The sequence below is a fragment of the Nocardia citri genome (assembly GCF_054065835.1).
This window is the reverse complement of sequence record NZ_JBSUQM010000002.1, coordinates 300,016-312,818: the sequence shown is the minus strand read 5'-3', so window position 1 is coordinate 312,818 and position 12,803 is coordinate 300,016. Positions and strand designations below refer to the sequence as shown.

13 protein-coding genes are annotated in these 12,803 nt (G+C 66.2%); 11 read left to right on the top strand and 2 right to left on the bottom strand.

Annotated elements, in window-relative coordinates; all coding sequences use genetic code 11:
• Window positions 1–2 precede the first annotated feature (2 nt).
• Entirely contained in the window at window positions 3–1,484 is a 1,482-nt protein-coding gene (locus ACW2Q0_RS05175; protein ID WP_457186679.1) for an aldehyde dehydrogenase (NADP(+)), read from the top strand.
• Between the two features lies 1 nt (window position 1,485).
• Complete coding sequence (locus ACW2Q0_RS05170) at window positions 1,486–2,763, top strand: glucarate dehydratase family protein (RefSeq protein ID WP_457186677.1); 1,278 nt, start codon at window positions 1,486–1,488, stop codon at window positions 2,761–2,763.
• Here the strand turns inward: ACW2Q0_RS05170 and ACW2Q0_RS05165 are convergent.
• The gene (locus ACW2Q0_RS05165; protein WP_457186675.1) at window positions 2,749–3,417 is read right to left on the bottom strand and encodes a cyclase family protein; all 669 of its coding nucleotides are present in this window, start codon (window positions 3,415–3,417) and stop codon (window positions 2,749–2,751) included. The genes ACW2Q0_RS05170 and ACW2Q0_RS05165 overlap by 15 nt on opposite strands.
• A 170-nt stretch (window positions 3,418–3,587) precedes the next feature.
• On the opposite strand from ACW2Q0_RS05165, the gene ACW2Q0_RS05160 reads away from it, so the two are divergent.
• Genes ACW2Q0_RS05160 through ACW2Q0_RS05150 form a run of 3 tightly spaced genes read left to right on the top strand, consistent with a single transcriptional unit; the run spans window position 3,588 to window position 5,825 of the window.
• A complete protein-coding gene (locus ACW2Q0_RS05160) occupies window positions 3,588–4,103 on the top strand; it encodes a gluconokinase (protein ID WP_457186673.1) in 516 nt (171 codons plus the stop codon).
• The gene (locus ACW2Q0_RS05155) at window positions 4,100–4,873 is read left to right on the top strand and encodes an SDR family oxidoreductase (RefSeq protein WP_457186671.1); all 774 of its coding nucleotides are present in this window, start codon (window positions 4,100–4,102) and stop codon (window positions 4,871–4,873) included. The genes ACW2Q0_RS05160 and ACW2Q0_RS05155 overlap by 4 nt, the downstream gene beginning before the upstream one ends.
• A gap of 25 nt (window positions 4,874–4,898) precedes the next feature.
• A complete protein-coding gene (locus ACW2Q0_RS05150; protein ID WP_457186669.1) occupies window positions 4,899–5,825 on the top strand; it encodes a D-isomer specific 2-hydroxyacid dehydrogenase family protein in 927 nt (308 codons plus the stop codon).
• Here ACW2Q0_RS05150 and nac read toward each other — a convergent pair.
• Complete coding sequence (nac, locus tag ACW2Q0_RS05145; protein ID WP_457186944.1) at window positions 5,819–6,730, bottom strand: nitrogen assimilation transcriptional regulator NAC; 912 nt, start codon at window positions 6,728–6,730, stop codon at window positions 5,819–5,821. The genes ACW2Q0_RS05150 and nac overlap by 7 nt on opposite strands.
• A 330-nt stretch (window positions 6,731–7,060) precedes the next feature.
• Here nac and ACW2Q0_RS05140 point away from each other — a divergent pair, with 330 nt between their 5' ends.
• Genes ACW2Q0_RS05140 through ACW2Q0_RS05115 form a run of 6 tightly spaced genes read left to right on the top strand, consistent with a single transcriptional unit; the run spans window position 7,061 to window position 12,787 of the window.
• On the top strand, window positions 7,061–7,867 hold the full coding sequence (locus ACW2Q0_RS05140) for a LamB/YcsF family protein (protein WP_457186667.1): 807 nt from the start codon (window positions 7,061–7,063) through the stop codon (window positions 7,865–7,867).
• Entirely contained in the window at window positions 7,855–8,556 is a 702-nt protein-coding gene (locus ACW2Q0_RS05135) for a 5-oxoprolinase subunit B family protein (RefSeq protein WP_457186665.1), read from the top strand. The genes ACW2Q0_RS05140 and ACW2Q0_RS05135 overlap by 13 nt, the downstream gene beginning before the upstream one ends.
• Entirely contained in the window at window positions 8,549–9,583 is a 1,035-nt protein-coding gene (locus ACW2Q0_RS05130) for a 5-oxoprolinase subunit C family protein (protein WP_457186663.1), read from the top strand. The genes ACW2Q0_RS05135 and ACW2Q0_RS05130 overlap by 8 nt, the downstream gene beginning before the upstream one ends.
• Complete coding sequence (locus tag ACW2Q0_RS05125) at window positions 9,580–10,938, top strand: MFS transporter (RefSeq protein ID WP_457186661.1); 1,359 nt, start codon at window positions 9,580–9,582, stop codon at window positions 10,936–10,938. The genes ACW2Q0_RS05130 and ACW2Q0_RS05125 overlap by 4 nt, the downstream gene beginning before the upstream one ends.
• A gap of 38 nt (window positions 10,939–10,976) precedes the next feature.
• Window positions 10,977–11,732, top strand: a complete 756-nt coding sequence (locus ACW2Q0_RS05120) for an SDR family oxidoreductase (protein ID WP_457186659.1) — start codon at window positions 10,977–10,979, stop codon at window positions 11,730–11,732.
• 8 nt (window positions 11,733–11,740) lie between these two features.
• The gene (locus tag ACW2Q0_RS05115; RefSeq protein ID WP_457186657.1) at window positions 11,741–12,787 is read left to right on the top strand and encodes a zinc-binding dehydrogenase; all 1,047 of its coding nucleotides are present in this window, start codon (window positions 11,741–11,743) and stop codon (window positions 12,785–12,787) included.
• Window positions 12,788–12,803: the final 16 nt, after the last annotated feature.

The window sequence follows — 12,803 nt, the reverse complement described above, 5'->3', positions numbered from 1 at the left end:
ATATGTCCCAGCCGTCCGCCGACGAGGTCTTCCTGGACACCGACCTCGTCGAAGTAGAGCGAATCGTCGCCGCGGCGTCCGACGCCGCGGGCCCCATCGCCGCCACCACACCTACCGAACGCGCACAGTGGCTCACCGATATCGCCGACGCCCTCGATGCGGCGGCCGATGAACTCGTACCGCTCGCCGCGGCCGAGACCCATCTGCCCGAAACACCGCGCCTGCGTGGTGAATTGACCCGCACCACCTTCCAACTGCGGCTGTTCGCCGAGGTGCTCGCCGATGGCGAATTCCTCGCCGCCACTGTGGATCACGCCGATCCGAGCTGGCCGATGGGACCGCGCCCCGATATCCGGCGCAGCCTCGTACCGATCGGTCCCACACTCGTTTTCGCCGCGAGCAATTTTCCGTTCGCCTTCAGCGTCGCGGGCGGCGATACCGCCTCGGCATTGGCGGCGGGCTGTCCTGTCGTCCTCAAGGCACATCCGGGTCACCCACGGCTGTCCGAACGGACCGGCGCGATCGTGCGGGAAGCGCTGACGGCAGCCGGTGCACCGACCGGGACCTTCGCGGTCATTCACGGCGTAGCGGCGGGCACCACCGCCTTGCGCCATCCGGATATCGCGGCCGCATCGTTCACCGGTTCCTTGGCGGGCGGGCGGGCGCTGTTCGATATCGCATCGTCGCGACCGCGCCCGATCCCGTTCTACGGCGAACTCGGCAGCGTCAATCCGGTGGTGGTCCTGCCCGGCGCGATCCGCAACCGTGCACAGCAGGTCGTCGACGGTTTCGTCGGATCGTTCACCCTCGGTGCCGGACAGTTCTGCACCAAGCCCGGCATACTGCTGATGCCTTCGGGTCATGGGCTCACCGACGCGTTGACCGCCGCGGTCGCGTCCGCGCCACAACAGCCGCTGCTCAACGAACACATCGTCAACGGCTTCCGATCGCGCGTCACCACATTGCGCGAAAATCCCACCGTCACCGCACTTTCGGCGCCGTCCATCGACACCGATCAGTTCGCACCGAGCTTGCTGAGCGTGCGCGCCACGGATTTCCTGTCGGCCGGCGCGGCCCTGCAGGCAGAATGCTTCGGCCCGGCGGCGCTGGTCGTCGAATACGCGAATCCCCATGAGCTGGTACAGGTTCTGCGGCAACTCGAACCCGGCCTCACCGCGACGATCGTGGCGGAGAACTCCGAGATCGACGATGTCCGCCCCCTCCTGCCCGCCCTCACCGCACTCGCGGGCCGACTGCTGTGGAACGACTGGCCCACCGGGGTCACCGTCAGCTGGGCCCAACAGCACGGCGGCCCCTATCCGGCCACCACCGCACCGACCACCACCTCGGTGGGCACCGCCGCGATCGCCCGCTTCCTGCGCCCGATCGCCTGGCAGGGCTTCCCGGATGAACTGCTCCCACCCGCCCTGCGCGAAGCCAACCCGTGGCGGCTGCCGCGCCGCGTCGACGGAAAGCGAGACTGAGATGTCCCCCGTGATCACCGATGTTCGACTGACCCCGATCCTCATCGCCGATGCTCCCCTGCTCAATGTCGGTGGCGTGCACCAGCCGTATACGCCGCGGCTGATCGTCGAAATCGAAACCGACAGTGGCACTCGCGGTCTCGGCGAAACCTATGGCGACCAGGTGTACCTCGATCGTGCCACCGACCTCGCTGCGCAACTGATCGGTATGCCGGTCGCCGCTGTCAACGCCATCCGGCTACTCGGCGCGAACAACACCGGGCAGGTGCTGATCGACAACCCTATCGCGGGTGGACTGCGCGGCACCCTCACCACCGACAAGGTCCGCCTCAGCGTGATATCGGCCTTCGAATCCGCCGCACTCGACGCCCACGGTCGCGAACTCGGACTACCGGTGCACGCCTTGCTGGGCGGTAAGGTCCGCGACCGGGTCGACTACTCCGGCTACCTGTTCTACAAATGGGCCGAACATCCGGTCCCCGACGCGCCGTCCGACGATTGGGGTGAGGTCATCGATCCCGACGGCGTCGTCCGTCTGGCCGAAAAGTTCGCCGCCCACGGCGGATTCCGCTCGTTCAAGCTCAAGGGCGGCGTATACCCGCCCGAGGAGGAAGTCGCCGCGATCGAGGCACTGGCCAAGGCATTTCCGGATCATCCGCTACGGCTGGATCCCAATGGCGGCTGGTCGCTGAGCAGCGCGATAACGGTCGCCGAACAACTTTCCGGCGTTGTCGAATATCTCGAAGACCCGACCGCCCGCCGCGCGGATATGGCGCAGGTGCATCGCCGCACCGGAATGCCGTTGGCCACCAATATGATCGTCACCTCGATCGAGGAGGTGCGGCCCGCCTTCGATATCGATGCCGTCCAGATCGTGCTGTCCGACCATCACTTCTGGGGCGGACTCTTCGCCACCCGTGACCTCGCCGCCGTCTGCCATACCTACGGTAAAGGCGTCAGCATGCATTCCAACACCCACCTCGGAATCAGCCTGGCGGCAATGACCCACGTCGCCGCCACCGTGCCCGAATTGACCTACGCCTGCGACACCCACTACCCGTGGCAGCCCGAGGATGTAATCACCGAACCCATCGTTTTCGAAGCGGGCGCCGTCACCGTCCCCGACGCACCCGGCCTCGGCATCCAACTCGATACCGACGCACTGGCGCGCCTGCATGAGCGTTGGAAAGCCTTGCCGCAGTGGCACAATCGCGATGACATCGCGGGCATGCGCCTGCTCGATCCGACCTACCGGCCGCCGACCTCACCCAAATACTGAGGCAGCGGTCCAGGCGAGGGCGCGTAGCGGAAACGAGCCCATCCCCCGCACCGGTGCGGGCAGTGCGACCAGCCTGGCGCCGGTGTCGGGGACCGCCTCGAGGTTCGTCATCTGCTCGATGATCGGGATTCCGGCACCGAGCAGCGTGTGGTGGCACGGCCGCGTCGGTACCGACGTGTCGTCGATATCGAGCGAGTCGATGCCGACCAGCGCCACATTGGCGGCGACCAGCGCATCCGCGACCTCACCGACCAGGAACGGATGCCCGGGACCACGGTAGGCGGCCGAACCCCACCACGCCGACCATCCGGTGTGCACGAGTACCGCCTTACCCCATAACCGCGCCGGGTCGCCGAGCACATCCGGTCCCACCGCGCGGATACCCGCCGCGGGAATCATGACGATCGGCACGTTGAACAGCCGTTCCAACGGCAATTCGGCGATATCGGCGCCATCGGCGTGGTACTGGAACGGCGCGTTGATATAAGTGCCGGTGTTGCCGACGGTATTCACACGCGCGATCTCGTAGGTCATATCGATCAGCGCCGACCCCTCACGCGCGACATGCGTGGTGACCTGCGGACCAGGCAGATCCGCAGAGGTGAGCATGCCGTCGGAGATCGGATGAGACAGCTCGACCACCGCCTTGCTCATGATGAAGACCGTACTCGCCGATCCCACGCCACGCGCCGAGCCGACGTTCTTCAGCCCTCACTTTTCGTTATGACGTCCTCCAGAACCCGTATCGCCTGATCATTGCCCTCGTGCCGGAAGTTCGGGCATGGTCGATCTACGTATCTGGACACCGGCGGACAGGATTATTCATGGGCGGCGATCGGCGACCCCACATCGTGGTGATGGGCGTGACGGGCTGCGGCAAGTCGACGATCGCGCGGCAGGTTGCCGAGATGACGGGCACCGATTTCCTGGATGCCGATGATCTGCATCCCCCGTCGAATATCGCGAAGATGGCGGCGGGCATTGCGCTGACGGACGCGGACCGGGCACCGTGGCTCGAGGCCATACGTGACTGGATGCGGATGCGGGGTGGCGGTGTCGTGGCGTGTTCGGCGCTGCGGCGACGGTATCGGGATGTGCTTCGAAATGTCTCGGCGCCGGTCGCATTCGTGCATCTCGACGGCGCGCCCGCCACGATTCGGGCGCGTCTGACGGCACGACGCGGGCATTTCATGCGGCCCGACCTGCTCGATTCCCAACTCACAGTGCTCGAGCCCCTCGAGCCGGACGAGTTCGGGCTCGTAGTGGACATCGGGGCGGCGCCGGAAGAAATCGCTCGGTCGGTGGTCGATTTCGTGCGGGGCCGGGCGGTGCCGCGGTGAGTGCGCATCGAAGTTTCGATATCGAGGGCAAGATCGCCCTCGTGACCGGCTCTAGCCGCGGTATCGGTTATGCGCTGGCTACCGGGCTCGCCGAGGCCGGAGCCACTGTCGTGCTCAATGGCCGTCACGCGGCGGCACTGGCCCGCAGCCGGGACGAGATCGCGGACAAGACCGGGGCCGCAGTCCACCTCTGCGTCTTCGATGCGACGGACTCCGCGCAGGTGAGCGCGGCGGCACAGCAGGTCGAGGCCGAGATCGGCCCGGTCGATATCGTCGTGAACAACACCGGCGTGCAGCACCGCAGCCCGCTGCTCGACTTCTCCGACGCCGATTTCCGTCGCGTCCTCGATACGAACCTTTTCAGCGCCTTCTGTGTGGGCCGCGAATTCGCCCGCGCGATGGTCGAACGCGGTCGCGGCAAGATCGTCAATATCTGTTCGGTGCAAAGCGAATTGGGTCGGGTGGGTATCGCGCCGTACGCGGCCAGCAAGGGCGGTCTGAAGATGCTCACCCGCGGCATGTGTGCGGATTGGGCGCCGCTCGGACTGCAGGTCAATGCGATCGCGCCCGGCTACTTCGACACCGAATTGACCTCCGCGCTGGTAAACGATGCTGATTTCAGTGCCTGGCTCACCGGGCGCACACCGGCCGGGCGGTGGGGGCGTACCGAGGAATTGGTCGGCGCGCTGCTGTTTCTCGCCTCCCCGGCGTCGGATTTCGTCAATGGCCAGATCCTGTATGTTGACGGCGGCTTGACCGCCGTCGTCTGATCCATTTCCAGCTCGAAAGGCAACCGTGCCGAACATCAGCCGTCCCCGAATCCACCTCGGTCCCGATTCCGATTCCGCGCTGGCCCGGGGAATCGAGCAAGGCGGCGGCGTACTCGTGCCACTCGCCGACGCGGACGCCGTGGTGTGGACGCAGGGACCGACGACCTTCCCCGACCGGCTTCCCGACACCGTGCGCTGGGTGCAGTTGCCCTACGCTGGTGTCGAACCCTGGATCGGCGCCGGGATCATCGATGACGGTCGCGTCTGGACCTCTGCGGCCGGTGCGTATGCGCGCAATGTCGCCGAGCACGCCGTCATGTTGCTGCTCGCGGGTGTACGAGTTCTCGGCGAGCAGATACGCGCGACGTCCTGGCGCAAGGCGGATTTCGATCCTCGCGTCGGGACACTGCACGGCACGACCGTGGCCATCGTCGGCTGTGGTGGCATCGGCCGCGCCATGATTCCCTTGCTCACCGCATTCGGCGCGCGGGTACTGGCGGTCACCCGGTCGGGCACCGCGGTGCCCGGTGCCGCCGAAACGGTCGCAGCGGACCGGACACGTGAAATCTGGTCGCGGGCAGATCATTTCGTACTCGCCGCACCCGCGACAGCGGACACCGCGGGCCTCGTGGATGCGGACGCGCTCGCCAGCATGAAGTCGACCGCCTGGATCGTGAACGTGGCGCGTGGCACGCTCATCGATACCGATGCGCTGGTACGCGCACTCGAGCACGCAACGATCGGCGGCGCTGCCCTGGATGTGACAGAACCGGAACCCCTTCCGGCAGGCCATCCGCTCTGGACGCTGCCCAACGCCATCATCACACCGCACGTCGCCAATCCCGCGACGGGGCTCACCGCGGTACTCGCCGATCACGTCGCGGCGAACGTCGAACGGTTCGCCGCCGGAGAGCCGCTGCTCGCGACCATCGATATCCGACGGGGTTATTGAGCCGTGCGCCCCGCGCTGCTCCTGACGTAGTTGGCGACGACAGAGCGCAGTATTTCGCGCACGGCCTCGGCCGGTTTGGACAGCGCCTGATTGGTCGGGGTCCCCAACGACACCTGGACGGTGATCGCCGGTTCGATACGGCGCAGTTCCAGATTCTCGACGGTCATGATCCGACGGGCCACCGACAATGGTAAAACGGTGGCGCCCAAGCCATTTCGCACGGCCTGCGCCATCAGCGCCACCGACTCCACCTCCCCCACCACATGCGCGCGTTCCAGCGCCTGATCGTAGGCCTGCTCCACCACCTTACGGATCGTGTGCATCGGACCGGGCAACAGCAGCGGCAGTCCCGTCAGCTGCGCGATCGAGACCGCGGCACCGTTCGTACCGGGTAGCCCGGTCCCCGTCGGTGCGACGACCATCAGTTCCTCGGTGAGCAGGCGCTCGAAGGTCACACCCCTGATAGGTCCGGCGTCATACAGCAGCGCCATATCCATCCGGCCGGTCATCATCGCCTCGCTGAGGACACCGCCGAAGTTCTCGTTGATATGCAGCAGAATGCTCGGATATCGTTCGCGCACCGCGGTCAGCAAAGGCAGCGCGATCGCGTTGACCGTGCTGTAGGGCGCCAGCCCGACCGAAACACCGCCTGCCAATTCGCGGCCGACCACACTCACCTCGGCCTGCGCGCTCTGCACCTGGCGCAGGATGATCTGCGCGTGCCGATACAGGGCCCGGCCCGCATCGGTGGGTTCGACGCCTTGTTTGTGCCGGATCAGCAATTGCTGACCGAACTGGGCCTCCAGAGCGGTCATCTGCTGGCTCAGTGCCGGCTGCGCGATGTGCAGGATATCCGCGGCACGGGTGATGCTGCCGGCGTCCACGATGCGTACGAACGAGAACAAACGTCGAGTGTCCACGTCGTCGATCCACCTTTCTCGCAGCACTTCGGCGCGCGCGATATCTATGGCGTGAGTGGGCCGCTTTGCCGCCGCTGGCCCCGACCCGCTCATGCCAGGGTTTCCGTATTGTTGCCTGGCGGAAAGGCGGCGATACCGAATTCCCGGCCGACATGCTGAGCTCACCGGATCGTCGCTGCTCAGAAACCATAGTGGTTCGTTATCACCTCACCCGAAACCGGTATTACCCGCGCCCGGGCGTACCTGCGTAGCGTCCTTATACACCGCACGTTCACTCATACGGTGCTCGCAGTTTCCCACCCCGCGGAGGCATCCATGGCATGGAAGATCGATCTCGTCGCCGATATCGGCGAGAGTTTCGGAGCGTGGACGATGGGCGATGACGACGCACTGCTCGACGTCCTCACCTCCGCCAATATCGCCTGCGGCTTCCACGCGGGCGATCCGCGGACCATGGACCGGACGGTCCGGCAGTGCGTTGCCCGCGGTATCGGTGTCGGCGCGCATCCCAGCTTCCCGGATCTGGTCGGCTTCGGTCGGCGGGCCATGGACCTCTCGGCCGACGAGGTGCGCACCGATGTCCTGTACCAACTCGGCGCACTGCATGCCTTCGCCGTCGCGCACGGCACCACGGTGTCGCATGTGGCACCGCACGGGCGACTGGGCAACCTGGTGGCGACGCGCGCCGACTATGCCGCCGCGGTCGTCGACGCCGTCCGGTCATTCGATCCGAACCTCATCGTGCTCGCCCAGGACGGCGAACTCGCCGACCAGGCTTGCGCACTCGGGATTCGCGTCGGCATCGTCGGCATCGTGGACCGCGCCTATCGCGCCGACGGCACCCTGGTCCCGCGATCGGAGCCGGGTGCGGTCATTCACGACCCCGAGGTGCTCGCCCGGCGCGCGGTCCGCATGGTGACCGAGGAAATCATCGAATCCGTAGACGGCACACGGCTTTCCGTCCGGCCGCACACGCTGCTGTTACACGGTGACAACGCGGACTCGGTGCGCAACGCGCGGGCGATCCGGACCGCGCTCACCGCGGCAGGCGTGCACATCGCCCCGCTATCCGAGGTGCTCGCGGATCGTGCCGGTAAGGAACACGAACCATGTCCGGCCTAGCTTTCCAGGTCTCGGACTGCGGTGATTCCGCTATACGCGTCACCGCACTCGGATCCGACCGGGAAGAATGCTGGCGCGCCGTGCACGCGATCGCGGCGGCCCTGGACACCGCTGGGGACCGCCTCGCGATCACCGGCAGCATCGCGACCTACGATGCCGTGCTCATCGAATTCGACTGCGCGGCAAGCACTCACGCTGACATTCGGCGATTGCTCACATGCCTGCTGAAGGATCCGGTGGCACCGACATCGCGCCCCGCCCGGCATTTCGATATCCCGGTGGTCTACGGCGGCGAGTACGGCCCGGATCTCGACGACGTGGCCGATCAACTCGGGCTGTCGCCGGCCGAGGTGATCCGCGTGCACGCATCCTCACCACTGACCATGCGCTGCTTCGGATCTCCGGGTGGCGCGCCGATGCTCGACGGCCCGGCCTTTGCGCGGCCGATACCTCGACGGGTCGTCCCGCGCCCGCACGTACCCGCCGGAGCGGTGGCGGTGGCCGGTCGACAGGCGGTCGTTTCGGCCCGGCCCGCTCCCGGCGGGTGGGCCGTCATCGGCCGTACCCCGCGCACCATCGTCGATCCGACGACCGAGCCGCTGTCGGCCTTCCGGCCCGGCGATACGTTTCGCTTCCATGCCATCGCGGCCCACGAATGGTCTCGGTTCGAGGGGGTACTGCATGGCTGAGACCATCACCGTGACGACCCCGGGGATCACCGCAATCCAGGATCTGGGTCGGCGCCGAGCCTCGCGGATCGGACAGCTGACCGGCGGTGCGCTCGACCAGTACAGCGCCGAGGTCGCCAACACGCTGGTCGGCAGCGCGCGCACAGCGCCACTACTCGAACTGGTCGCGCTGGATTTCGGTGCGGTCGCGAGCACCGACCTGCTCGTCGCCGTCACCGGTGCACCCGCCGATGTGCGCGTCGACGGTGTCGGCCGCGTCCAGTGGCAACCATTCATCTGGGCCGCGGGGACCGAACTCACCATCGGCGGCATCCGCGACGGGCTCCGGGTCTACCTCGCGGTACACGGCAGGATTTCCGCGAACTACCTGCTCGACAGCTGCGCCCCGGATCCAGTCCTCGGCTTCGGTCGACAACTGAGCGCCGGTGCCAATATCGACGTCGAGGTCGACGGGCCACTGCTCGACCACCCGCACTTCCGAATCCCCCTGTTCTCCTTCGACATCGCGCGACCAGCATTTATCGGAAGCTGGACCATCGATGTCACCGATGGACCCGATATCGCCGAATTCGGCAGCACCGCGACCCGGCTGTTCGAGACCTCGTTCGTCGTCGGTGACAACAGCAACCACATCGGACTCCGGCTCAACCCCGACGGTGCTGTGCCGCAGCGCGGGAGCCGAACCGAGATCCTGTCCCGGGGCGTTCCGATCGGTGCCGTCGAAGTGCCCGCCGGAAACGAACTGCTCGTACTGCACCGCGGGCGCGGCGTCACAGCGGGCTATCCGGTACTCGCGGTCGTCACCGCAACCAGCTTGTCTCGACTGGGCCAAGCCCGGCCAGGTCAACGAATCCAGTTCCGGCACATCAGTATTCCCGACGCGGTGCGCCGTTACCGCGCACAGCAGGCCGCGATCGATCGACTACGCACCCGCGTGACGCGCGCCTACCGCAGCCTCCGAATTCCTCTCCACACCAACACTTTCCACCCGCCGCGCCACCGGCTCAGTCACCTGGAGTACCCATGACCGACACGATCTCTCCGGCCCCGGCCGGGTCCGTGCCCGCCGACCACATGCATGCCGCGCCATCCGGCTCGATCCGCAAGGTCGTACTGGCCGGCTGCGTCGGCATTTTCGTCGAGCTCTACGACAACGGCATCTTCGCCTTCATGGCGACCGCCCTGGCCATCGTATTCTTCGATGTCTCCAAGTCCAGTGACGCATTGCTGCTGGTTTTCGCCGGCTATGCGATTTCGTTCTTCGTGCGTCCGCTGGGCGCGGTGATCTGCGGCATCCTCGGCGACAAGTTCGGCCGCCAGAAGATGCTCGTCTTCGTCATCATGCTGATCAGCGTCGCGACCGCGGGCATCGGCGTCCTACCGACCTACGCGGCCATCGGTGTCGCGGCACCCGGGTTATTGATCGCCTTGCGATTGGCTCAGGGATTCTCGGTCGGCGGCGAGGCCGCCGGCGCGATGACCTTCCTCGCCGAACATTCGCCGGCGGGCAAGCGCGGACTGATCACCAGCTATGCCCAGATCGCCTCCTTCCTCGCACTGCTGACCGGCACCCTCGTCGCCTTCACGATGTCGCCGTGGTTGAACGCCAATGCCATCCATGGCGGCGGATTCGGCAGCTGGGCCTGGCGGATTCCCTTCCTGATCGCGATCCCGATGGGACTGATCGGCTGGTACATCCGCCGCGCCATCAGCGACACTCCGAATTTCGGCAAGCTCAAGGAATCCGGTGGCCTGTCGCGCAACCCGCTGAAAGAAGCATTCGCGACACCTGAACACCGCAGGGCCATGCTGCTCGCGCTGTTCATCCCGTTGATGAATGGCTCCGGCTACTACGTCCTGTTCTCCTATATGCCGACCTTCCTCAAGGGCGACAAGATCGGATTCTCCACCGGCACAGCACTTATCGTCACCGCCGCCAGCCTGGTGGCGATCAGCATCGCGATTCCGTTCATGGGCGCGCTGTCGGACAAGCTCGGCCGTAAACGGGTGATCGCCGGTGCCGCGATCGCGATGGCCATCGGTGCGATCCCCTGCTATGCCCTCATCGCGACCGGCAATTTCGCACTCGCGGTGCTCGGCGCCTGCATCATGGCCGTCATCTTCGCCGGGCACACCGCGGTCATTCATATCCTCATCGTCGAGTTGTTCCCGACCCGGGTGCGGTATTCCGCCTACGGGCTCGGCTACAACATCTCCTCGGCGCTGTTCGGCGGTACCGCACCGCTGCTGATGACCTGGCTCATCCCGCATTTCGGCATTTACGTCCCGGCCGTCTACGCCGTCGCCACCGCGCTCGGCACGCTCGCGGCGGTCAGCACCATCACCGACCGTGCCCACCTGCCGCTGCGCGACACGCTCTGACCACCAGCGGCACCGCCGCCCCCGAGACTAGGAGTGTCATGCCTTTCGACGACTACCGAACCGCCCTCGTCACCGGAGCCAATACCGGCATGGGTGCCGCGATTACCGAGACGCTCACCAAGCGTGGCCTCACCGTCTACGGCCTCGCACGCGATGCCGCGCGGCTCGACGAAGTGGCCGCACGCACGGGAATGATCCCCCTGGCCATCGATATCACCGATACGGCCGCACTCACCGGTGCGGTCGGGCACCTCGACATCGATGTCCTGGTCAACAATGCCGGGGTATCGGCCACCGGGAACATTCTCGACGCGAGTGCCGAATCGGTCGATGCCATGGTCGATGTGAATCTGCGTGCCGTACTGCATCTGTGTCGGCTGCTGCTGCCGGGCATGGTAGAGCGCGACCTCGGCCAGGTAGTCAATATCAGCTCCATCGCGGGTCTGTACAACTTTTACGGCCACACCGCCTATCACGCGACAAAGGCCGCGATCCATCAGATCTCGCGCCAGCTCCGCAATGACGTCATCGGCAAGCGCATCCGGGTCACCGAGATCTGCCCCGGCCGGGTGGAGACCGAAATCTTCGCACGCAATCTCGGCGGCACGCCCGAGGCGATGCGACAGGCCTGGGAGACCTATTTCGAAGGCTACGAATCCATTACGACCAAGGACATCGCCGACACTATCGAATTCGCCATCGACGCACCGCGACACGTGAACCTGGGCCTGATCGAGATCACGCCTACCTTCCAGGTGCCCGGTGGGCTCGAATTCGTCCGGCGCCAGGATTGAGATCGCCGATGCCGATAACCGAATTGCCCTCGCACACACTGGGCGTGGTGGCGCATGCGGCAGGTGATCTCCGCGTCGAAGCCATTGCCCTTGCACCACCGGGACCATCCGAATCGGTCGTCGAAATCGCGTACGGCGGCATCTGTGGATCCGACCTGCACTATTGGACCCACGCAGCCGCGGGTGAATCGATCCTGAAGGCACCGATGCTGCTGGGCCACGAGGTGGTCGGCACGGTGATCCACCAGGCCGCGGACGGCAGCGGCCCGGTGGCGGGTACTCGGGTGGCCGTGCATCCGGCGACACCGGGCGGCAACAGTCCCCGCTACCCCGCCGATCGCCCCAACCTGTCGCCCGGGTGCACATATCTCGGCAGCGCAGCGCAATTCCCCCATACGCACGGCGTGTTCACCCGCTACGCGGTGCTGCCGTCCCGGATGCTGCGACCGTTGCCCGATGGACTTTCGCTCCGAACCGCCGCCCTCGCCGAACCGGCTTCGGTTGCCTGGCACGCGGTTTCGCGCGCGGGACAAGTCGAACGAAAGACTGCGCTGGTGATCGGTTGCGGTCCGATCGGTGCGCTGGTGGTGTCAACGCTGCGCCGGGCCGGCGCCGCCGCGATCACGGCCGTCGACATCTACGACTATCCCTTGGCCATCGCTCGCGAACTGGGCGCGACCACAACCGTGACGGCCGACGACACCGACACGATCGCCGCGGTGGACGCCGACATCGTGATCGAATGCTCCGGCAACCGCTTCGGACTCGAATCCGCCATTCGTGGCGCGACCCGAGGTGGCCGGGTAGTCCTACTCGGGTTGCTGCCCACCGGATTGCAGCCCGCCCCGCTGTCGCTGGTCATTACGCGCGAACTCGAGGTCGTGGGATCGTTCCGGTTCAACGACGAGATCGACGCGGTGCTCGACGCACTCGCCGACGGCACTCTGGTGGTCGAGCCGGTCATCAGCCACGAGTTCGCCGTGCGCGATGCCTTGTCGGCCTTCGCCGTCGCCAAGGATGCCGCGGCCTCCGCCAAAGTGCTGCTCGCGTTCTGAAACCCCACGCCATCCG

What these genes read in the sequence shown, in the direction of transcription:
- ACW2Q0_RS05175 (WP_457186679.1), top strand. Translation starts at nt 3, where the DNA reads ATGTCCCAGCCGTCCGCCGACGAGGTCTTCCTGGACACCGACCTCGTC.
- ACW2Q0_RS05170 (WP_457186677.1), top strand. Translation starts at nt 1,486, where the DNA reads ATGTCCCCCGTGATCACCGATGTTCGACTGACCCCGATCCTCATCGCC.
- ACW2Q0_RS05165 (WP_457186675.1), bottom strand. Translation starts at nt 3,417, where the DNA reads ATGAGCAAGGCGGTGGTCGAGCTGTCTCATCCGATCTCCGACGGCATG.
- ACW2Q0_RS05160 (WP_457186673.1), top strand. Translation starts at nt 3,588, where the DNA reads ATGGGCGGCGATCGGCGACCCCACATCGTGGTGATGGGCGTGACGGGC.
- ACW2Q0_RS05140 (WP_457186667.1), top strand. Translation starts at nt 7,061, where the DNA reads ATGGCATGGAAGATCGATCTCGTCGCCGATATCGGCGAGAGTTTCGGA.
- ACW2Q0_RS05135 (WP_457186665.1), top strand. Translation starts at nt 7,855, where the DNA reads ATGTCCGGCCTAGCTTTCCAGGTCTCGGACTGCGGTGATTCCGCTATA.
- ACW2Q0_RS05130 (WP_457186663.1), top strand. Translation starts at nt 8,549, where the DNA reads ATGGCTGAGACCATCACCGTGACGACCCCGGGGATCACCGCAATCCAG.
- ACW2Q0_RS05125 (WP_457186661.1), top strand. Translation starts at nt 9,580, where the DNA reads ATGACCGACACGATCTCTCCGGCCCCGGCCGGGTCCGTGCCCGCCGAC.
- ACW2Q0_RS05120 (WP_457186659.1), top strand. Translation starts at nt 10,977, where the DNA reads ATGCCTTTCGACGACTACCGAACCGCCCTCGTCACCGGAGCCAATACC.
- ACW2Q0_RS05115 (WP_457186657.1), top strand. Translation starts at nt 11,741, where the DNA reads ATGCCGATAACCGAATTGCCCTCGCACACACTGGGCGTGGTGGCGCAT.